19 protein-coding genes and 2 tRNA genes are annotated in these 19,284 nt (G+C 75.3%); 12 read left to right on the top strand and 9 right to left on the bottom strand.

Annotated features, from left to right (window positions below; genetic code table 11):
* The first annotated feature begins 14 nt into the window (after positions 1-14).
* The 3 genes from ACWFNE_RS13915 (at position 15) to ACWFNE_RS13905 (ending at position 3,849) form a co-directional block, all read left to right on the top strand.
* Complete coding sequence (locus tag ACWFNE_RS13915) at positions 15-575, top strand: hypothetical protein (RefSeq protein WP_452123021.1); 561 nt, start codon at positions 15-17, stop codon at positions 573-575.
* 157 nt (positions 576-732) lie between these two features.
* Positions 733-1,476 carry a tRNA (guanosine(46)-N7)-methyltransferase TrmB gene (gene trmB / locus ACWFNE_RS13910; protein ID WP_452123020.1) on the top strand — a complete coding sequence of 248 codons (744 nt, stop codon included), beginning with the start codon at positions 733-735 and terminating at the stop codon, positions 1,474-1,476.
* A gap of 159 nt (positions 1,477-1,635) precedes the next feature.
* A complete protein-coding gene (locus ACWFNE_RS13905; RefSeq protein ID WP_452123019.1) occupies positions 1,636-3,849 on the top strand; it encodes a hypothetical protein in 2,214 nt (737 codons plus the stop codon).
* Positions 3,850-4,019: 170 nt separating this feature from the next.
* Here ACWFNE_RS13905 and ACWFNE_RS13900 read toward each other — a convergent pair whose 3' ends face one another.
* Entirely contained in the window at positions 4,020-4,466 is a 447-nt protein-coding gene (locus tag ACWFNE_RS13900; protein ID WP_452123018.1) for a DUF5997 family protein, read from the bottom strand.
* A gap of 187 nt (positions 4,467-4,653) precedes the next feature.
* Between ACWFNE_RS13900 and ACWFNE_RS13895 the strand changes: the two genes are divergently transcribed.
* Positions 4,654-5,607 carry a LysR substrate-binding domain-containing protein gene (locus ACWFNE_RS13895; protein ID WP_452123017.1) on the top strand — a complete coding sequence of 318 codons (954 nt, stop codon included), beginning with the start codon at positions 4,654-4,656 and terminating at the stop codon, positions 5,605-5,607.
* A gap of 95 nt (positions 5,608-5,702) precedes the next feature.
* Here the strand turns inward: ACWFNE_RS13895 and ACWFNE_RS13890 are convergent, their stop codons facing one another.
* The gene (locus ACWFNE_RS13890) at positions 5,703-6,125 is read right to left on the bottom strand and encodes an organic hydroperoxide resistance protein (RefSeq protein ID WP_452123016.1); all 423 of its coding nucleotides are present in this window, start codon (positions 6,123-6,125) and stop codon (positions 5,703-5,705) included.
* A 155-nt stretch (positions 6,126-6,280) separates the two neighbouring features.
* On the opposite strand from ACWFNE_RS13890, the gene ACWFNE_RS13885 reads away from it, so the two are divergent.
* Positions 6,281-6,889, top strand: coding sequence for a TetR/AcrR family transcriptional regulator (locus ACWFNE_RS13885; protein ID WP_452123015.1), 609 nt, complete (start codon positions 6,281-6,283; stop codon positions 6,887-6,889).
* 517 nt (positions 6,890-7,406) lie between these two features.
* Here ACWFNE_RS13885 and ACWFNE_RS13880 read toward each other — a convergent pair.
* Positions 7,407-7,997: a MarR family winged helix-turn-helix transcriptional regulator gene (locus tag ACWFNE_RS13880; RefSeq protein WP_452123014.1), complete on the bottom strand. Its 591-nt coding sequence runs from the start codon at positions 7,995-7,997 to the stop codon at positions 7,407-7,409.
* A gap of 157 nt (positions 7,998-8,154) precedes the next feature.
* On the opposite strand from ACWFNE_RS13880, the gene ACWFNE_RS13875 reads away from it, so the two are divergent.
* Positions 8,155-9,276 (top strand): alkene reductase, encoded by a 1,122-nt coding sequence (locus ACWFNE_RS13875; RefSeq protein WP_452123013.1) that lies wholly within the window; start codon positions 8,155-8,157, stop codon positions 9,274-9,276.
* A gap of 93 nt (positions 9,277-9,369) precedes the next feature.
* On the opposite strand, the gene ACWFNE_RS13870 is transcribed toward ACWFNE_RS13875, so the two are convergent.
* Positions 9,370-9,933, bottom strand: coding sequence for a YqgE/AlgH family protein (locus ACWFNE_RS13870; protein ID WP_452123012.1), 564 nt, complete (start codon positions 9,931-9,933; stop codon positions 9,370-9,372).
* 78 nt (positions 9,934-10,011) lie between these two features.
* Here ACWFNE_RS13870 and ACWFNE_RS13865 point away from each other — a divergent pair, with 78 nt between their 5' ends.
* Both ACWFNE_RS13865 and ACWFNE_RS13860 read left to right on the top strand, forming a co-directional pair.
* Positions 10,012-10,275, top strand: a complete 264-nt coding sequence (locus tag ACWFNE_RS13865) for a hypothetical protein (RefSeq protein ID WP_452123011.1) — start codon at positions 10,012-10,014, stop codon at positions 10,273-10,275.
* Between the two features lie 67 nt (positions 10,276-10,342).
* A complete protein-coding gene (locus tag ACWFNE_RS13860) occupies positions 10,343-11,311 on the top strand; it encodes an aldo/keto reductase (RefSeq protein WP_452123010.1) in 969 nt (322 codons plus the stop codon).
* An 84-nt stretch (positions 11,312-11,395) separates the two neighbouring features.
* Here the strand turns inward: ACWFNE_RS13860 and ACWFNE_RS13855 are convergent.
* Positions 11,396-11,468 (bottom strand) — tRNA-Arg (locus ACWFNE_RS13855).
* Between the two features lie 175 nt (positions 11,469-11,643).
* Here ACWFNE_RS13855 and ACWFNE_RS13850 point away from each other — a divergent pair.
* Both ACWFNE_RS13850 and ACWFNE_RS13845 read left to right on the top strand, forming a co-directional pair.
* Positions 11,644-12,369 (top strand): hypothetical protein, encoded by a 726-nt coding sequence (locus tag ACWFNE_RS13850; RefSeq protein ID WP_452123009.1) that lies wholly within the window; start codon positions 11,644-11,646, stop codon positions 12,367-12,369.
* A gap of 196 nt (positions 12,370-12,565) precedes the next feature.
* Positions 12,566-14,005: a PepSY-associated TM helix domain-containing protein gene (locus tag ACWFNE_RS13845; protein ID WP_452123008.1), complete on the top strand. Its 1,440-nt coding sequence runs from the start codon at positions 12,566-12,568 to the stop codon at positions 14,003-14,005.
* 80 nt (positions 14,006-14,085) lie between these two features.
* Here the strand turns inward: ACWFNE_RS13845 and ACWFNE_RS13840 are convergent, their stop codons facing one another.
* Entirely contained in the window at positions 14,086-14,496 is a 411-nt protein-coding gene (locus ACWFNE_RS13840) for a RidA family protein (RefSeq protein WP_452123007.1), read from the bottom strand.
* A gap of 89 nt (positions 14,497-14,585) precedes the next feature.
* On the opposite strand from ACWFNE_RS13840, the gene ACWFNE_RS13835 reads away from it, so the two are divergent.
* Entirely contained in the window at positions 14,586-14,954 is a 369-nt protein-coding gene (locus ACWFNE_RS13835; protein WP_452123006.1) for a winged helix-turn-helix transcriptional regulator, read from the top strand.
* 122 nt (positions 14,955-15,076) lie between these two features.
* Here the strand turns inward: ACWFNE_RS13835 and ACWFNE_RS13830 are convergent.
* Together ACWFNE_RS13830 and ACWFNE_RS13825 are read right to left on the bottom strand one after the other, a co-directional pair.
* Positions 15,077-15,165: transfer RNA gene (locus ACWFNE_RS13830), tRNA-Ser, on the bottom strand.
* 117 nt (positions 15,166-15,282) lie between these two features.
* Positions 15,283-16,560: a threonine/serine ThrE exporter family protein gene (locus tag ACWFNE_RS13825; protein ID WP_452123005.1), complete on the bottom strand. Its 1,278-nt coding sequence runs from the start codon at positions 16,558-16,560 to the stop codon at positions 15,283-15,285.
* Positions 16,561-16,695: 135 nt separating this feature from the next.
* Between ACWFNE_RS13825 and ACWFNE_RS13820 the strand changes: the two genes are divergently transcribed.
* A complete protein-coding gene (locus ACWFNE_RS13820) occupies positions 16,696-16,977 on the top strand; it encodes a DUF427 domain-containing protein (protein ID WP_452123004.1) in 282 nt (93 codons plus the stop codon).
* 143 nt (positions 16,978-17,120) lie between these two features.
* Here ACWFNE_RS13820 and ACWFNE_RS13815 read toward each other — a convergent pair whose 3' ends face one another.
* Positions 17,121-19,079 carry a cytochrome c biogenesis protein DipZ gene (locus ACWFNE_RS13815; RefSeq protein ID WP_452123003.1) on the bottom strand — a complete coding sequence of 653 codons (1,959 nt, stop codon included), beginning with the start codon at positions 19,077-19,079 and terminating at the stop codon, positions 17,121-17,123.
* Between the last annotated feature and the right edge of the window lie 205 nt (positions 19,080-19,284).

Below are 19,284 nucleotides of genomic sequence, written 5' to 3'. Positions count from 1 at the left end.
GGCACCATGCAGGCATGGACGAGAGCGGCGGCACCCCGGCGGCGCGGACCGCCGGGACGACGGCCCGACGCAGGCTCGCCGTCGCCGCCGCGTGGCTCGCCGCAGTGCTCGTCGCCGGGTCGGTGACGGGCTGGGCGGTCAGCGCCGTCGGCGGCCCGGGGAGCGGCTCGGGGAGCGGCTCGGTGCTCAGCGAGGCGGAGGTCGCCCGCCGGATCGCCGCCCTCCCGACGCCCTCGCCGCCCGCCACGGCGACCCCGACGCCGACGCCGCCCGCGACGCCGACCGCCGCTCCCCCGGTGACCGAGGCGGCCGTCGTCGCGCGTGCCTGGGACGTCGAGGGCGGGAGCGTGGGAGCGGCCTGCCGCGGCACCGTCATCGAGCTCCAGTACGCGACCCCCGCGGACGGCTGGGCCGTCGAGGTGAAGCGCGCGGGCCCCGAGGAGGTCGAGGTCGAGCTCCGCAGCGGCGACGACCGCACGTCCGTGCGCGCGGCCTGCGCGGCGGACGGGACCCCGCAGCGGCACGACGACGGGGACGACGGCTCGGGCTCCGGTTCGGGCTCCGACGACGACTGAGCCGCCGGCTGGCGGGTGACGCGTCCGTGCCGACGCGGTCACCGGCGCCCGGACACCCCGCGCGAGCCCGGTGACGCGGTCCCCGCCGACGCGGTCACCGGCACCCGGACACCCGCGCGAATCCGGTCCCGTGCCCCGCGGCTCGTACCCTGGCCCGGTGGGTCAACCGTCGCAGGGCTTCCGGCACGTCGCCGCCACCCCGCACTCCCCCGTGCGCACCTTCCACCCGCGCCGGGCCCCGCTGGGCGTCGCACGCGAGGACGCGCTCGCGCGGCTCTGGCCCGTGCTGGGCTTCTCGGTGCACGACGACGCGCACGGCCCCATGCCCCTCGACGCGGACGGTCTGCTCGACACCGCCACCCTGTTCGGCCGGTCAGCCCCGATGGTCCTCGAGATCGGCTCCGGGATGGGCGAGACCACCGCCGCGATGGCCGCCGCCGACCCGGACCGCGACTACCTCGCCGTCGAGGCGCACCTGCCCGGGCTCGCGAACCTGCTGGGTCTCGTCGAGCAGGCCGGGCTCACGAACGTCCGGGTCGCGCACGGCGACGCGCTCGAGCTCGTGCGCCACCGCATCGGGCCGGACTCGCTCGACGCGGTGCACGTCTTCTTCCCCGACCCGTGGCCCAAGGCCCGGCACCACAAGCGGCGCATCATCCAGCCGGAGCACGTCGCGCTGCTGCGCTCACGCCTGCGCCCGGGCGGCACGCTGCACTGCGCGACGGACTGGGAGGAGTACGCGCACGCGATGCTCGACGTGCTCTCGGCCGACCCCGGGCTCGAGAACCCCGCCGGCGGCTTCGCGCCGCGGCCCGCGCACCGGCCGGTCACGAAGTTCGAGCGGCGCGGGCTCGACCTGGGTCACACCGTGCGCGACGTCGTGGTGGTCCGGCGCCGCTGACCCCGCGGACGACCGCGCCACCGCCGGACGCCCCCGGTCCGCGGCCGGGGAACTGGACGAACGCGCAGGTCACGTGCCCGAGCGGGGCGTGTCCAGCGCTCGCGGCGACACGCGCGGACCGGGGACACAACGGGACAGATCGTCCCTAGACTCCTCGCCATGCCACCGCTCGCTCGTCGCCGTTCCGTCGCGCTCGCTGCCCTCGCCGCCGTCCTCGTCGGTGGGTGGTTGACCCCCGCCGCTGCCGCGCCGGACGGGTCGACCGACGTCCTGACCCAGCTCCGTGGCGCCACCCCCGAGGTCGCGAGGTCCTCGGTGCGGACGTTCGAGCCGTACGTCCAGGGCGTGACCGGCGGCTCGCGGCCGGACGCCCTGACCGCCGGCGAGCGCGGCAAGGGCACCGATCTCGTCGTGCGGGCGCCGTCCGGGCGGCCGCGCCTCGAGCCGGGGCACTACGACACCGTCGCCTCGGCGACGCAGGAGCAGGCCGCCCTGACCCTGCCGAGCCTCGGAGGGTGCTCGACGTGGCACGGCTCGTTCGACGTCCTGGACGTCGAGCACGACGCGAACGGCCGGCTGACCCGCCTCGCCCTCGACTACAGCGCCACGTGCCGTGACGGCGAGCTGCCCAGCGGCGGGTCGCTCCGCTGGAACAGCGACGTGCCGTACGTGCTGACCCAGGTCGAGCCGCCGCACCTGTACTCGACGCGGGGAGGCATCTGGTCCCGCGGGACCTCCACGGTCACGAACGCGGGCACGGCACCGCAGACGTACGGCGCCGCCGAGTGGTCGTCCGCGCTCGGCGTCCCGAAGATGAGCGTGCCGGTCGTCGAGCGGGACCACTGCGTGGGTCGCACGCTCGCGCCGGGCGAGAGCTGCACGGTCGAGGTCGCCGTCCTCTCCGACGGGAGGAACGACCTCCTGGGGGTGCTCCGCGTGCCCGACGGGACTCCGCGCGGGAGCACGAACGACTTCGTGGTGTTCTTCCCGTTCGTCTCGACCCGGGTCGACGCGCTCGTGGCCGTACCCCGTCGCGGCGCGGTCCAGCTCCTCTACCCGACCTGGGACGCCACGACCTACGACGTACTGCGCGCCACCGGAGCGGGGCCGGAGACCACGGTCGCGCAGGCCGTCGCGCTGCCGTGGACCGACAGCGACGTCGCGGTCGGCACCACCTCCACGTACCGCGTCGTCCCGACGGGTCAGGACCCGAACGTCGCCGGCACGCAGGTCGTCGGGCGCCCGCTGCCGGTGCCGACCGGCGAGGAGGGGACGTTCACCACTGCCGGCCCGGTGCGCGTCGTCGACACGCGTGAGGGCACCGGCGTCCGGCAGGGTCCGGTCGGCCCGGGCGGAACGATCCGGTTCGACCCCGCAGCCGGCGGCGCCATCCCCTCGTCAGGGGTCTCCGCCGTCCTGCTCAACGTCACCGGGACCGATCCGACCGCGCCGACGCACGTGCGCGTGTGGCCCTCCGGGACGCCGCTGCCCGACACGTCGTCGCTCAACCTCACCGCAGGGCAGAGCCGGCCCAACCAGGTCGTCGTCCCGCTCGGTGCGGACGGCGAGGTCGCGCTCTACAACGACGCCGGGTACACGCACCTTCTCGTCGACGTGCAGGGCTACTACTCGACCGCCGACGGCCCGCGCGGCGGCGGCTTCCATCCCACCGAGCCCGAGCGCGCGCTCGACACCCGCACGAAGGGCGAACCGATCGGCGCGGGCGCGAAGGTCTGGGTGCCGGTCGAGGTGGCGGGGGCGACCGAGCCGGTCACGGCCGTCGACATCAACCTGACGGTCACCCAGCCGACCGCACACGGTCACCTCACGGCGTGGCCCGGCGGCGCACAGGCCCCTGGCGTCTCGAACGCGAACTTCGTGCCCGGCCAGACGGTCGCCAACCACGCGGTCGTCCCGGTGAGCGCCGCGGACGACGGCACGTGGGGCTTCTGGCTGAGCAACAGCGCCGGCAGGACCCACGCCGTCGTCGACGTCCTGGGCTGGTACGGCACCGCGGAACGGGACGGCGGGCTCAGGTTTGCGCCGTCCACGACCACACGCGTGGCCGACACCCGCACGACCGGCCGTCCGGCCAACGGCGTCCGACCGCTCGTGGTGCTCGGCGACCGGCTGCCCGCCGCCGTCGCGCAGGTCGTCAACCTGACGGCGACGCAGGCGCCCGCCGCGGGGCACCTGGTCGTCTGGGGTGGCGAGGGCGATGCGTGGCCCGAGACCTCGGCCCTGAACTTCGCGCGCAACGAGGACTCGCCCAACCTCGCGACCGTCGAGACGGGCCTTCAGGGTCAGCTCGCGGTGGGGGCGGAGTCGAGCAACGCCCACGTGATCATCGACCACCTGGGGTTCTTCTACTGACCGGCCCGCGCTGACCCGGGTGCGCACGCACCCGGGTCAGCGACCGCTCCGTTCGCACCGTGCACCCGGGGGACGAGTGGAGCGGCCTGCGTCGGCGGGCGCCGTTCCCGTGCGCGTCGGACCGCGTGGCCGGCGTCGGGCAGGTGCCCGCGCCGGCTGAGCGACCCCCGTCAGGCGGGGTCGTCCTCCGTGTCCGCGTCCGCGTCGAGCTCCGTGCGGGCGCCTTCCGGGCGCTCGCCGATGCCCTGCTGGCGCTCGCGCAGCCGCTGCTCCTCGCGGCGCACCTCCGCCTGGATCGCGCGCTCGCGCGGGAGCCACGACGGCGGGTTCTCGATGAGCTCGGTGATCTGCGCGCTGGTCAGCGCCTCGGTGACACCGCCGCGGGCGAGCCCGCTGATCGACACGCGCAGGCGCGCGGCGACGACGTTGCGCGGGTGCGGGCCGTCGCGGTGCAGGTCGACGAGCCACTGCGGCGGGTTCTTCTGGAGCTCGGTGAGCTCCTCGCGGGAGATCTCGGCGCGCTCGCGGAACTCCGGCGGCGTGGCCGGCAGGTACACGTCGAGCTTCTGCGCCGCTGTCGAGGGCTTCATCGTCTGGGACTTCTTCGCGGCGCTCACAGGGCTCAGGGTAGTCGCGCGCGCACCCCGCCCGAGGCTCCGTCCGCCGGACAGGGCGCGTCACGCGGCCACCGCGGCGCGCTCGTGCTGCCGGCGCGAGGGCCCCCGCGGGTAGCCTGACCGGGTCCGTGCCGCCCGGCGCCGGCCGCCCCTCCGGCTCCGGCCGGACGACGCACCGGAGGTACCCGTGCCCGACGACCCCGCTCCCGCCGTCGCCCCGTTCCGGCTGCTCGTCGTCCCCGGCGCCAACCCGGCCAAGTGGCTGCGCGTCTGGTCCGAGCGGCTGCCCGGTGTCCCGCTCGTCCTCGTGCAGTCCGAGGTCGGCGCGCAGGGCGCCGCGCTCCTCGCGGCCGACGCCGACGCGGGGCTCGTGCGGCTCCCGGTCGACCGCGACGTCCTGAGCGCGATCCCGCTCTACACCGAGACCAGCGTGGTCGTCGTCCCCCGGGACCACGTCGTCACCGCGGCGGACGAGGTCACGACCGCGGACCTGGCCGACGAGACCCTGCTCGTCCCCGTCGACGACGTGCTGGCCTGGGACGCGCTGCCGGGCACGCCGCCGCTCGCTGGGCAGCCCGCGACGACTGCCGCTGCGGTCGAGCTCGTCGCCGCGGGGGTCGGCGTGCTCGTCGTGCCGCAGTCGCTCGCGCGCCTGCACCACCGCCGCGACGTGACGTACCGCCCGGTGACCGACGCCCCGACCTCGACCGTCGCGCTGGCCTGGGTCACCGACCGGCACGACGACCGCGTCGAGGAGATGATCGGCATCGTGCGAGGGCGCACCGCCCACAGCTCACGCGGCACGGCGGGGGCGACCGAGACGATCGCGGGCAGCCCGAGCAGCGGCCGTGCCGGCACGAGCGGTGCCGGCCAGAGCGGCAGCGGTGCCGGCAAGAGCGGGACCGGCAAGAACGCCGCCAGCAAGAGCGGGACCGGCAAGAACGCCGCCGGCAAGAGCGGTGCCGGCACGAGCGGTGCCGGCAAGAGCGGTACCGGCAAGAGCGGCTCCACCAAGAGCGGTGCGAGCAAGAGCGGCACCCCGAGGAGCGGCACCGCCGACCGCGCCGCCGCAGCAGCGCGCCGGCGCGCCGGAGCGGCGGACGGCGGCACGCGCAAGGGCCGCGGGGGCCGCCCGCGCTGACGGCGGCGTCCGGCGCCCGAGCGCCGCGGCGGCGCTACCTCCGGGCGACCCGCGCGTGGGCCCTCGCATGGACACCTCCGCGCAGGCCTCCCGCCTCAGGCGACAGTGACGTCCAGCGTCACGTCGATGTTGCCGCGCGTCGCGTTCGAGTAGGGGCAGACCGTGTGGGCCGCGGCGACGATCTCCTCCGCGGTGGCCTGGTCGACACCGCCGAGCTCGACGTGCAGGGCGACGGTGAGGCCGAAGCCGACGGGCTCGATCGGGCCGATGCCGACCTCGGCGGTGACCGCGGAGTCGGTGATCTCGATCTTGCGGGTGCGGGCCACCATCTTCAGCGCCGAGTGGAAGCACGCGGCGTACCCGGCGGCGAACAGCTGCTCGGGGTTGGTCGCGCCGCCTGCGCCGCCCATCTCCTTCGGGGTCGCGAGGTCGTGGTCGACGAACCCGTCCGACGAGCGGGTGTGGCCGTTGCGGCCGTCCCCGGTGGCGGTGGCGACGGCGGTGTAGACGGCGTTCATGGAGTGCCCTTCTGCGGGAGCGACGGCGGACCATCGTGGGAGAACGATCGTTCTCCTGTGTGGTCAGGTTCGCACCGATCCCCGCGCATAGCAAGACCGAACGTTCTGCCTCTTTCGCGCTTGGCACACGCACGGCGCACGCCTACTGTGACGCCATGACGAGCGCGACCGCCCCCGCCGCCGAGCGCACCTCGGCGGCCCGCGAGCGCCTGCTGCACACCGCGTCGCGCCTCTTCTACACCGAGGGCATCCACGCGGTCGGGGTCGAGCGGATCGTCGCGGAGGCGCAGGTCACGCGTGCGACGTTCTACCGGCACTTCCCCGGCAAGGAGGAGCTCGTCGTCGCCTACCTGCGCGCGCAGGACTCCGGCGTCCGCGCCCGCCTCGACGCCGAGCCGCAGAGCCCGCACGACGCGGCGGCCCTGCTGCGCGCGATGGTCGAGGGCATGGGCGGCGAGATCTGCCGCACCGGCTTCCGCGGCTGCCCGTTCATCAACGCCGCCGCGGAGTACCCGGACCCGGCACACCCGGTGCACGCAGCCGTCGTCGAGCACCGGGCCTGGCTCGAGGGGGTCGCCCGCCGGGCGCTCGAACGCACCGGCCACCCCGACGCGGCGGCTGCCGCACGCACGTTCATGATGCTGCGCGACGGCGCGATGGTCGCCGGCTACCTGGACGACCCCCGGCGCGCGAGCGAGGGCCTCCGGGCCGCCGTCGAGACGCTCGTCGCCCCGGGCGCCCCCGCGACGGACGCCACCGACTGAGCCGCCGTCGCACCACCGGGTGAGCCGCCATCGGCCACCGGCTGAGCCGCCGTCGGGCCGTCGGCTGGGCCGCGTCCGGCCACCGGCTGAGCGCCGTCGGGCCACCGGCCGAGCCGCCGTCCGGCCACCGGCTGACCCGCCATCCGGCCACCGGCCGAGCCGCCGTCCGGACACCGGCCGATCCGCCGTCGCGCCCTCGCGCACCCCGGGCCCGCTCCCCCGCCAGGTCTCACCCCCGGTGCGGGCCTTTGGTCCCCTCAGAGGCGGCGATCCCCTGCCGAGAGTGAGGGTATGAGCCAGATGACCGACGCCCCGCCCACCCGCTACCTCGACGAGGACGACCTGCCCCCGTTCTGGGACTGACCTACCCGCACGGACGCGTCACCCCGCGCGAACCCGCGTCACCCCGCACGACCCGAGCGCCCGCGCACCCGCACACTCGGGCGCCCGCGCACCCGCGCTTTCGCGCACACGAGCGCCCGCGCACCCGGCACCCGGCACCCGGCACCCGCGCAGGTCACGACCGCGGCGCCACCGCGCGGCACGCGCACCGCTCCGACGTCGCGACGTCGAGGTTGCGCTCGAGCACCGCGAGCGCGTCGAGCACCTGCGCGCGCTCACCGTCGCCGAGGCCGTCGAGCGTGTACTCCTCGAGCCGGCCCCAGAGCTGCTCGACCTTCTGCCGCAGCCCCTGGCTCGCCGGCGTCGCCTCGATGATGACCGCGCGGCGGTCCGTCGGTGACGGCGTCCGCCGCACGAAGCCCGCGCGTTCGAGCCGCTGGACGGTGCGCGTCATCGTCGCGGTGTCGGAGTCGAGCGCCTGGACGAGGTCCGCCGGACGCTGCGGGCCGGCGTCCCAGAGCTGCATCATGACGAGCTCCTGGCCGGGGTGCAGCCCGATCTCGCGCAGCAGCGCCCCCGCGAGCATGCGGTGCAGGCGTGCGACGCGGAACACGGCGTGGCTCGCCGGACCGGTCGCCGCGGCGCTCGGCATCCCGGCGGCCGCGGGGCGCGCACCGGGCCGCGCGGTCCCCTCCGGCGGCGCTCCGCCCGCGGGACCCTTCGCGCCGGAGCGCAGCGCGACCGGCTCGGTGTGCGAGCTCCCCATCTCGACCCCTCCTCGGCGTCGACGCAGGGGCGTCCCTGCTCGGACAGCAGCCTACCGCTCGGTAACCTCGTGCTGTCGGGAATGTCGGGGTGCAACGTCTGGTTGGAGCCAGATACCTGTCCGAACAGGGATCTGGACGACCGACCTGGGAGCACGCATGACCACCACGACCTCGACCGCCGTGCACGACGCGACCTCCGCGGACAGCCCGCTGTGGCAGCCCGTGACCGTGGGTGACCTCACGCTGACCCACCGCCTCGCGATGGCGCCGATGACGCGCGACCGCTCGACGCCCGAGGGTGTGCCGACCGAGCTCAACGCGACGTACTACGCACAGCGCGCGTCGCTGGGCCTGCTCATCACCGAGGGCACGCAGCCGTCCGAGGACGGTCAGGGCTACCTGCTGACCCCCGGGCTGCACACCGACGAGCAGGTCGCCGGCTGGCGGCTCGTGACCGACGCCGTGCACGCCGCAGGCGGTCACCTCGTCGTGCAGCTCATGCACGCCGGGCGCATCGCGCACCCCGACAACACCCCGCACCACCGCCAGCCCGTCGCCCCGTCCGCGGTCGCGGCCGACGGCGTCATGTTCACCGCGACCGGCCCGCAGCCGCTGCCCGAGCCCCGCGAGCTCACGACCGACGAGGTCGCCGCGACCGTGCAGGACTTCCGTGCCGCCGCCGCTCGGGCGATCGCCGCCGGGGCCCACGGCGTCGAGCTGCACTCCGCCAACGGCTACCTGCTGCACCAGTTCCTCGCGGACAACACCAACCACCGCACGGACCAGTACGGCGGCAGCGTCGAGAACCGCATCCGGTTCGTCGTCGAGGTCGCCACGGCCGTCGCCGAGGAGATCGGCGCGCAGCGCACCGGCATCCGGATCTCCCCCGGCAACACGTTCAACGACATCGTCGAGACGCAGACCCACGAGGTCTACGGGGCCCTGGTCGACGCCCTCGCACCGCTCGGCCTGCTGTACCTGCACGTCGGGCACGCGGGCGACGAGGACCTGCTCGCCTCGATCCGCGCCGCGTGGCCCGGGACGCTCCTGGTCAACCGCGGCGGCGCCGACCTCGCAACCCGCGCCGCGGACCTCGAGACGGGGATCGCGGACGTCGTGACGGTCGGCACGTGGGCGCTCGCGAACCCCGACCTCGTCGACCGGCTCCGGACGGGCGCCGAGCTCAACGAGCCGGACCTCGCGACGTTCTACGGCGGCGGCGAGAACGGCTACGTCGACTACCCGGTGCTCGCGTCGTCGGACGCCTCGCTGTCCTGACCCCGGGGCCACCGCCCGCCCGCACAGCCGGCGTGCCCGACGGCGCCCGTCGACCACCGGTCGGCGGGCGCCGTCGCGCGCCCGCACAGCCGGTCAGTTGAGGCTCGCGTCCTCCGCGAAGGTCGACACGATCGCGAGGTCGCCGCCCTGCCGGCGGAGCACGCGGCGCCACAGGTCGTCGGGCTCGGAGGTCATCGCGTCGTCCGCCTCGGCGGGCACCACGAACCAGGCGCCCTCCTCGATCTCCTCCTCGAGCTGCCCCGCGCCCCAGCCCGAGTGGCCCGCGAACACCCGGACGCCCGTGACGTGGCCGGCGAGGTCGGCCGGGTCGGAGTCGAGGTCGACGAGGCCGAAGGGCCCGACCATCCGGTCGACCGTCGAGGGCAGGGCCGCACCGACGGGAGCCACGGCCACGCCGATCGCGCCGTCGAGCCCCACCGGACCGCCCTGGAACAGGACCGCGGGCTCCGCGACGGCGTCCTGCCACGCGGGCAGCACCACGTCGACGTCGACGGGCACGGGCCGGTTGAGCACGACGCCGAACGCGCCGTCGTCACCGTGGTCGAGCAGCAGCACGACCGTCCGGTGGAAGCTCGGGTCGGCGAGGCGCGAGCGGGCGACGAGGAGCTGCCCGCTGAGCGCCGGTGCGTCCGTCATCCCTCCATCATCAGCGAGAGGTCCCGGGTCCGCAGGTCCCGCGGCGGGCGACCGTCCACCCCGTGGGACCCTGGACGCATGTCCTCCGTGCAGCCCTCCCCCGAGACGACCCCCGAGCCGGACGAGCCGCAGCCGCCGACGCAGGAGCGCTGGTGGTGGACGGGCACCTACCGCGCGGTCCTGGGCGCCGTCGTCGTCGGCTTCCAGTGGGACTCGTTCACCTCGGGCGACGCGAGCGTGTGGAACTGGGTCATCGGCGGGCTCGGCGCCGTCGTCGTCGGGCTGGGCCTGTACTCGGTCTGGACGGCGTACCGCTCGCGCCGCGACGGCGGCGTCCGGTAGGACGGGTGCACAGCCGGCGCGACGGGACACCGACGCGTCCGTGCACCGACGACGGACGGAGCAGCACGTGGAGCACACCCGCCTCGGCACCTCGGGACTGAAGGTCAGCCGCATCGCGCTCGGCTGCATGAGCTTCGGGGAGCCGTCCCGCGGCACCAACGCCTGGACGCTCGACGACGGCGCGGCCGAGCCCGTCTTCCGGCAGGCGCTCGACCTCGACATCACGTTCTGGGACACCGCGAACGTGTACAGCGACGGCAGCTCCGAGGAGATCGTCGGGCGCGCGATCCGGCGGTACACGCGGCGCGAGGACGTCGTCCTGGCGACCAAGGTGTTCTTCCGGATGCACGACGGACCGGGCGGCCAGGGCCTGTCGCGCAAGGCGGTCCTGGAACAGGTCGACGCGTCGCTGACCCGCCTCGGGACCGACTACGTCGACCTCTACCAGATCCACCGGTTCGACCCCGAGACCCCGGTCGAGGAGACGATGGAGGCGCTGCACGACGTCGTCAAGGCCGGCAAGGTGCGGTACATCGGGGCGTCGTCGATGTACGCGTGGCAGCTCGCGACGATGCAGCACGCCGCCGACCTGGGCGGCTGGACGCGGTTCGTGTCCATGCAGGACCAGTACAACCTCATGCAGCGCGAGGAGGAGCGCGAGATGTTCGGGCTCCTCGCGCAGCAGGGCGTCGGGTCGCTGCCGTGGAGCCCGCTCGCCAAGGGCCGGCTCGCGCGGCCGTACGGGGAGAGCACGACGCGGTTCGCGCACGACCCCGTCGGGCAGCGGTTCTACGGGGACGGCGACCGGGCCCTCGTCGACGCGGTGCAGCAGGTCGCCGACGCCCGCGGGATCCCCATGGCACAGGTCGCGCTCGCGTGGGTGCTGCGCAACCCGGTGGTCGACGCGCCGATCGTCGGGCCGACGAAGCCCCACCACCTCGCGGACGCGGTCGCGGCGCTCGACGTCGAGCTCACCGACGACGAGGTCGCCGCCCTCGAGGCCCCGTACACGCCGCGGGAGCCGACGGGGTTCTGAGCACCCGGCGGGCGACGCCGGGCGACCGGGCCCGGGATCGACGAAGGCCGGCACCGTGACGGTGCCGGCCTTCGTGGTGTGCGGTGCGCCCGAAGGGACTCGAACCCCCAACCTTCTGATCCGTAGTCAGATGCTCTATCCATTGAGCTACGGGCGCGTGGCCTTTGCGGGCCGTGTAGGAGGATACCCGCCCGACGGCCGTGACCCAAACCGAGTATCGGGCCGCCCCCTCGGGCACCGGGCCGCGCCGGAGGCCGCCTCCCGCCCGGGACCGTCTGCGTAACGTTTCGGCTCGTGCTGCTGCGGGCACGCGGCGGTCTACCGTTCGCCAGATGAGCAGCCCGTGGCGAGGCAGCGCGCGCGTGGCCCGCGCGGCGGTGTTCGCGCTGCTCGCCGTGCTCCTCGCGGCCGGGGCCCACGCGGCCGGCGGCGGGCACGTGCCGACGCCCGGCACCGTCGCGCTGCTCTGGCTGACCGTGCTGCCCGTCGCCGTGGTCCTGGCCCGCCGCACGTGGGGTCCGGGAGCGCTGACCGTCGCGCTCGGCCTGCTGGAGCTCGGGCTGCACCAGGCGCTGAGCCTCGGCCCGGCGGGCGGACCGTCGGCGGGGACGCGCACGAGCAGGGGCACGGGCCACCCCACGGGCCACCGCGGCGCCATGGCGCCGCTCGGCGCCGACGCCGGGATGAACGACGCGTCGCACGGCACCTACGCCGGGATGCACGACGCCTCGCACGGCACCCACGCCGGGATGCACCCCGCGACGTCGCACGCGTCGGCCGCCGACGTCGCCTACGTCACCGGCCCCGATCACGACGCCGGTCTCCTGATGCTGCTCGGGCACGTCGTCGCCACCGTGCTGACCGCGCTCCTGCTGGCGCACGGCGACGCCCTGCTCGCCCGGCTGTGGGCGTGGGCCACCCTGCGCGACCTTCCCCGCGCCGAGCCGGCGACGCTCGCGCTCGGCGTCGCCTCGCCGCCGGGGTGGCGGCCCCGCGCCGCCCTGTCCCCGCTCGTCGCCGCGGGAGGCGTGTGCCGGCGCGGCCCCCCGCAGGGCTGACGGCCTCCGTCGTCGCGCCGCGCGTCGCCCTCCCGGACGACCCGGCGTCGCTCGTCGTCCGCCTGGACGGCGCGGCGTCACGCGTCCTGCTCCCGGCCGTCACCACGCCGCGCGGGCGCGCCCGCGCAGCCGACCGACGCGGCCCCGCCCTGCCCTCCGCCACCCGGCGGCTCCCTCGCTCCCCCGGAGACCCCGCATGCCCGCTGTCGACGACCCGACCCTCGCGCCACCCGAGCAACCCGCGACCCCGAGCGCCACGGCGCCGGCCGCCCCGCGACCCCGCGGCGGCCTGTTCCGCGCGTTCTGGCGCTGGCACTTCTACGCGTCGTTCCTCGTGATCCCCGTCGTGCTCGTGCTGGCCGTCACCGGCCTGATCTACCTGTTCCGCTTCCAGCTCGAGCCCGCGCTGCACCCCGAGCTCATGCGCGTCGACGCGCCGCCGGAGGGCGCGCAGCTCGCGGGGTTCGACCCGTACCGGATCGGCGTCGCGGCGACGTACCCGGACGCGACCGTGATCTCGATGACCGAGCCCGCCACCGCGACGGACCCGCTGCGCTTCTCGCTCGAGACCGCCGAGGGCACGCCGCTCGACGTCTTCGTCGACCCGTGGACGGGCAAGATCCTCGGCGACCTCAACCCCGACACGACGCTGAGCGGCACCGCGGTGCGCCTGCACGCGGACCTCATGGCCGGGGACGTCGGCGACGCGGTCCTCGAGCTCGGGGCGTGCTGGGCGATCGTCATGGCACTGTCGGGGTACTACCTGTTCTGGCGCGGGCGGCAGGCGCGGGCCCGCAAGCGCCGGTCCGGCACCGGGCAGGCGCGCCTGCGCACGACGCACGCGTGGACGGGCGCGTTCGTCGGCGCGGGCCTGCTGCTGCTCGTGGCCAGCGGGCTGCCGTGGACGGGTGTCTGGGGCGAGAACGTGCAGGCGCTCGCGACGCGGTCCGGGACCTCGCTGTGGAGCCAGGACCACGGCGCGCTCTCCGACCCGGTGTCGACGCTCGACGAGTCCCTGCCGCACAGCCACGAGGTGCCGTGGGCGCAGGGCAAGAGCCCCGTCCCGACGAGCGACCCGGACGCGCAGACCCGCTCGGTCGCGACCATCGACACGGCGCTCCTGCTCGCCGCACAGGAGGGCCTCGCGCACCCCATGACCGTCGCTCTGCCACGCGAGGAGACGGGCGTGCTGACCGTGATCGGGTACGCGTTCGACGACCCGGGCAAGGAGCGCTCGGTGCACGTCGACCGCTTCGGCGGCACGGTGGTCTCGCAGTACGGGTACGACGACTACCCCGCCCTCGCCAAGACCGTCGCGCAGGGCATCGCGCTGCACGAGGGCCGGCGCTTCGGCACGCTCAACCTGGTGCTGACCGCGACGTTCTGCCTCGCGGTCGTCGTCATGTGCGTGACGGGGCCGGTCATGTGGTGGCGGCGCCGGCCGCGGGGTCAGGGCCGGGTCGGTGCGCCGCGGGGCCGGCTGCCCGTCCGGACGACGCCGCTCCTCGCCGTCGGGCTGGTGGTGCTCGGCGTGACGCTGCCGCTGTTCGGGGCGTCGCTGGTCGTGATCCTGCTGCTCGACCAGTTCGTGCTCCGGCGCCTGCCCGCGACCCGGCAGTTCTTCGACGTCGCCTGACGGCGCGGCACTGCGCCCGGCTGACGGGCGCGGTCCCGCGGGCGGGCGGCTCGAGGGGCGCCCGGCCGTGGGCGTCCGGGTCAGTCGAGCACGGCCACGGCCTCGAGCTCGACGAGCACGTCGGGCTCGAACAGCATCGTGACGCCGATCACGGAGGACGGCGGCAGCGGCCGGGGCAGGCGCAGCTCGTCGGCGACGCTCTCGACACCCGCCATGAACGGCCCGATGCTCTCGGGATCCCAGCCGGTGACGTAGAACGTGAGCCGGACGACGTCGTGCAGGTCGGCGCCGACCGAGCGCAGCGCCGTCGCCGTGCTCCGCAGGACGTGCGCGACTTGGCCGGCGAGGTCGCCGGGTGCGACGGGCCGCCCGTCGCCGTCACGCGCGACCTGGCCGGCGACGTGGACCTGCCGGCTTCCGGTCGCGACGGCGACGTGGTGGTACGGGACGGGCTGCATGAGGCCGTCGGGGCTGCTGAGCTGCACGGGCACGGGACTCCTTCGTACGGGGGACCGACCCGATCAGTCGGTATCGCATTGATACCTGGTGCCCCGAGGACACTTCAACGAGACTAGGTGGCATGACGGATACCGGCCCCGCCGTGCACGACCGCCTCGAGCTCGACTCCCCGCACCGGGAGCTCCTCGCGCAGGTGCTCGACACGTGGTCGCTCCAGGTGCTCGAGGAGCTCTGCGAGCGCCCGTCCCGCTTCAACGAGCTCCGGCGCGCGATCCCCGCCGTCACGGGCAAGTCCCTCACCGCGACGCTGCGCCGCCTCGAGCGCAACGGGATCGTCGAGCGCCGGGTCGTCGCCACGCGGCCGGTCGCCGTCGAGTACCGGATCACACCGCTCGGCAAGACGATGCGCGAGCCCGTCGACGCCCTGCTGCGCTGGACGGCGACGCACCTGGCCGAGGTCGAGGCCGCCCGCGAGCGCTTCGACGGGTGAGGGGCGCGGGCCGCCGGTGCCGCCGAGGCGCGGCCGCGCCGGTGACGCGGAGCCGCCGGAGCGCAGCCCTCGCCGGAGACGCAGATCGGCCCCGGACCGCGTGGTCCGGGGCCGATCAGAAGCGGAGACGGTGGGATTTGAACCCACGGAAGGGTTGCCCCTTCACGACCTTAGCAGGGTCGCGCACTAGACCTGGCTATGCGACGTCTCCAGGCTCGCACAGGGTACCTGCCCGCCTCGGTGCGCGGCAAAGCGGCCTGTGGGCGCTCCCCGGGCGGCGTTCCGCACCTGCCGGCGACCCGTCCGTCGCCCGGCTGAGCCGTTCCCGTCAGCGCTCGTAGGCCCACGTGCGGTCGGTCAGCATCCGGGCGACCGCGAGCCCGATCGAGATCGAGACCACGACGAGCCCGGCCTGCACGGCGTACACGAGCGCGTCGGCCGTCTCGCCGTTCGAGAGGTGGAACACGGCCCGGTACGCGGCCACGCCCGGGACCATGATGACGACCGCCGGCACGGAGACCGTGATGCGCGGGACGTGCAGCCGGGGTGCGACGACGGCCGCGAGCAGCCCGACGACGAGGCACGCCGCAGCGGCCGACGCCTGGGGGACGACCCCGGCGTCGACCAGGAAGAGCCGCAGCACGTTCGCGACCATGCCCACCGTCGCCGCACCGAGCGCCATGCGCCACGGGCTGTTGAACATGAGCGCGAAGCCGAGCACGCCGAGGAAGCTCGCGGCGGACCGCAGCGCGAGCAGCACGCCGGGGTCGAGTCCCATCGGCGCGACCGGGTCGGGCGAGAGCCCGACGACCTCCGAGACGCCCCACAGCGCGAGCGCGGCCGACGTGAGCAGCATGAGCGCGTGCACGAGCCGGGCCGTGCCCGCGGAGAAGTCGAGCCGGGCGAGGTCGAGGGCGCCCGTCACGAGCGCGAAGCCCGGGACGAGGAACAGCACCGCCGAGACGTAGCCCGCCTGGTGGTGGGCCGCGGTCGCGCCGAGCCCGAACAGCGCCTCGACGAAGGCGACGTAGCCGACGCACGCCGTCGCGGCGGCGAGCATCGTCACACCGAACTGGTTGAACCCGCGGTGCAGCAGCGCGCGCCGGACGAGCTGGCCCAGACCGGCGCCGAACGCCACGGCGACGATCTCGACCGGGCCGGCGTCGTTGAGGAACGCGAACGCCGCGCACGCGACGGCCGACCACAGCGCGTTCAGCAGCGCCGGGTACAGCGGGGGGCGCGACGCGATGTCGTCGAGCGCGGCGTTGACCTCGTCGACCGTCGCGAGGCGACCGTTCTCGGCGTCCGCCTCGAGCCGCGACGCGAGGACCTCGAGCCGCGACAGCCGGTCGGCGTTGATGCCGATCGTGCGGACCTCGGCGACCTCGGTGCGGAAGCTCCGGCCGCGGTGCGACGTCGTCGTGATCTCGGTGAGCGTCACGTGCGCCTCGTGCCGCTCGACGCCGAGCGCCCGTGCGACACGCGCCATCGACGCCTTGACGCGGTAGGAGCCGGTGCCCGCGGACAGGCTCAGGCGCCCGACGCGCAGCGCGGCGCCGGACTGGCGGATGAGCTCGAGCTCGTCGTCGGCGGGCTGGGTCGGCACCCGACCATCATCCCGGGCCGCGGCGCGCGCGGGCGGGACGTCGATCCCGGGTGCCGTGCGACCTCGGCCACACCCGTTCCGGTCACCCCGGCCACCCCCGTTGTCGGACGGCGCGGCCGGGCGCATGCTGGCCCCATGCGCGCAACCTTCAACGGACAGACCCTCGCCGAGAGCGACGCCACCGTCGTCGTCGAGGGCAACCACTACTTCCCGCCGGAGTCGGTCGACTGGGAGCTGCTCGAGGCGACCGACACGCACACGACGTGCCCCTGGAAGGGCGTCGCGAGCTACTGGTCCGTCGCCGACGCAGGCGCCGAGGCCAAGGACGTCGCGTGGGCGTACCCGGACCCCAAGGACGCAGCGAAGGAGATCACCAACCACGTCGCGTTCTGGCGCGGCGTCGTCGTCGAGCCGTAGACGGACCACGAGCGGGCCGGCGCGGTCCACGACCACGCCGGCCCGCTCACCGTCGTCCACCCGCCACCAGGTCGTGCCGGTGACCGCCCGGCGTCACGCCCGGCCGTGCACCCCGGCCGGCCGGGCAGGCCCCGGCGCCCCCGTCACCCGAAGGTGAACGAGTACGCCGCGAGCCCCGCGGGCACCTCGACCTCGACCGTCCCCGTCACCGGACCGTCGTCGGACTCGAGCAGCGGGTAGAGCGTCGGCGCACCCGCCACCTCGACGTCCCGCTCCTCGACGACGCGGCCCTGCTCGTCGCGCACCGTGGCGTGCACCGTGCCCTGGCCGCCGAGCACGAGGAACACGTCGTTCGCGGTGAACCGCAGCCGCAGCCGTGCGTCGGCGCCGGCGGTGGCCGCCTGGTAGTCGGTGGTCCACCCGCCGTCGAACGCGAACGAGTCGTCCGGCTGGCGGTCCGGGAACGCGTAGGTCGCGGCGCCCTCCTGGTACTCGCCGCCACCGAAGTTGAACCGCTTGCCCACGCTGAGGAACGTCTCCGGCGTGATGCCCTCGCCCTGCGGGGTCGTGTCGGCGACGTCGGTGGGCGCCGGGAGCTCGACGCCCGGGTCAGCGTCCTCGAGCAGCTCGCGGATCATCGCCTCGGTCGCCTCGTAGTTGCCCTCGCCCTGCGAGATGTGCCGGACGACGCCGTCCGCGTCGATCAGGTAGTGCGCGGGCCAGTAGCGGTTCCGGTACGCGGTCCACGTGCCGTACGAGTTGTCCTGCGCGACCGGGTACTCGATGCCGAGCCGCTCGGCGCCGTCGGCCACGTTGCGGGTCTCGCGCTCGAACGCGTACTCGGGCGTGTGCACCCCGATGACCTGGAGACCCGTGTCGCGGTACGCCTCGTCCCACGCGACGACGTGCGGGATCGAGCGCTGGCAGTTGATGCAGGAGTACGCCCAGAAGTCGAGCAGCACGACCTGACCCTTGAGGTCGGCGAGGTCGAGCGGCGCACCGCCCTCGGTGCCCAGCCACGTGTCGATGCCGCGCAGCGCGGGTGCGGGGCCGCACTCCTCGAGCTCCGTCGCGCCGTCGGTGCAGTTCGCGAGCTGCTCGTTCTCCGCCGTCACGAGGCCGCCGAGGTCGAGCTGCTGCTGCACCGTCTCGTTCGCGGCGACCCGGTCCTGGAGGGCCTCGGTGTACCCCGGGAGCGCGCGCTGGAGCGCGTCCGTCACGTTGAACGTCAGCGCGAGGGCCAGCGCGAGCATGAGCACCCCGCCCGTGGCGCGGATGCCGCGCTGGTGCTCGCGGAACGCCTTGACCCGCTCGGCGACGCGGCGGCCCGCGAGCGCGAAGACGAGCAGCGGCAGCGCGGCGCCGAGCGCGAAGGACACCGTCAGCACGACCGTGCCGACGCCGATCTCCCCGGTCGCGCCGGCCACCGTGATCGCCGCGAGGACCGGGCCGGCGCACGGCACGTAGACCGCGCCGAGGCCGAGACCGAGCAGGAAGCCGCTGCGGTTCGCGGTGCGGTTCCGCTTCGGGGCGAACCGCTGGAACGGCCGCTCGAGGACCTCCTCGAAGCGCGGGACGAGCAGCCCGACGCCGAGCAGCGCGAGCACGACGATGCCCGCCCAGCGGAGCAGGTCCTGCGGCAGGTCGAGCAGCGCGAGCAGGAACGACCCGAGCAGCGTGAACAGCGTGAAGCTCGTGACGAGCCCCGCGATCACGAGGTACGGGCGCCACGCCTCGCTCGTGAGCCCGCGCGCACCACGCCTCCCCGCACCGTCCGCAGCGGCGTCGGACCGGCCCCCGCGCGTCGCACCCGACGCCCCGGCGCCGGCGTCCGCGAGCCCGGACGCCGCCGTCGCACCCGCGGCCCGGCCGGCCACCGCCGCCCCGGCACCGGCGCCGAACGACGGCTGCGCCATCGCCCCGACCTGCAGCCCGGCGAGCGCGGGGGTCCGCACCACGGCCGGGCCGGTCCCCCCGCCGCCGCGGGCGCTCTGCACGCCGCCCGAGAAGAAGATGACGGGCAGCACCGGGAGGATGCACGGCGAGATGCCGGTGATGAGGCCGCCGACCAGTCCGATCAGCGCGAGCGTGAGGAGGTCCATGACCGCCGTTCGGCGCGGCGGGCGGTCCGGATGGGTCCGGCCGAGCCGGCGGACGCGCCGCCGCGGGCTCCCTCCCCCCTCGCCGTCTCGCCGCCGCTGCCCGGTCTGTACGGATTCGTCCCACGTCCGTACCCTCGTCCCGTGCCCACCACGCCGTGCCACGTCGCGGCGGCGCGCACGACGACGGACCACGACGCGCGGGTCA

The sequence above is a fragment of the Cellulomonas sp. NPDC055163 genome, from assembly GCF_053607065.1.
The sequence above is the reverse complement of the archived record's forward strand: the minus strand, read 5'-3'. Positions and strand labels throughout refer to the sequence as shown.

Bases quoted from the DNA above. Each gene is read 5' to 3' on its own strand.
- ACWFNE_RS13890 (WP_452123016.1), bottom strand. From the start codon at position 6,125: ATGAACGCCGTCTACACCGCCGTCGCCACCGCCACCGGGGACGGCCGC.
- ACWFNE_RS13815 (WP_452123003.1), bottom strand. From the start codon at position 19,079: ATGGACCTCCTCACGCTCGCGCTGATCGGACTGGTCGGCGGCCTCATC.
- ACWFNE_RS13835 (WP_452123006.1), top strand. From the start codon at position 14,586: ATGACGGATACCGGCCCCGCCGTGCACGACCGCCTCGAGCTCGACTCC.
- ACWFNE_RS13845 (WP_452123008.1), top strand. From the start codon at position 12,566: ATGCCCGCTGTCGACGACCCGACCCTCGCGCCACCCGAGCAACCCGCG.
- ACWFNE_RS13915 (WP_452123021.1), top strand. From the start codon at position 15: ATGGACGAGAGCGGCGGCACCCCGGCGGCGCGGACCGCCGGGACGACG.
- ACWFNE_RS13880 (WP_452123014.1), bottom strand. From the start codon at position 7,997: ATGGGGAGCTCGCACACCGAGCCGGTCGCGCTGCGCTCCGGCGCGAAG.
- ACWFNE_RS13875 (WP_452123013.1), top strand. From the start codon at position 8,155: ATGACCACCACGACCTCGACCGCCGTGCACGACGCGACCTCCGCGGAC.
- ACWFNE_RS13850 (WP_452123009.1), top strand. From the start codon at position 11,644: ATGAGCAGCCCGTGGCGAGGCAGCGCGCGCGTGGCCCGCGCGGCGGTG.
- ACWFNE_RS13870 (WP_452123012.1), bottom strand. From the start codon at position 9,933: ATGACGGACGCACCGGCGCTCAGCGGGCAGCTCCTCGTCGCCCGCTCG.
- ACWFNE_RS13865 (WP_452123011.1), top strand. From the start codon at position 10,012: ATGTCCTCCGTGCAGCCCTCCCCCGAGACGACCCCCGAGCCGGACGAG.
- ACWFNE_RS13885 (WP_452123015.1), top strand. From the start codon at position 6,281: ATGACGAGCGCGACCGCCCCCGCCGCCGAGCGCACCTCGGCGGCCCGC.
- ACWFNE_RS13820 (WP_452123004.1), top strand. From the start codon at position 16,696: ATGCGCGCAACCTTCAACGGACAGACCCTCGCCGAGAGCGACGCCACC.
- ACWFNE_RS13905 (WP_452123019.1), top strand. From the start codon at position 1,636: ATGCCACCGCTCGCTCGTCGCCGTTCCGTCGCGCTCGCTGCCCTCGCC.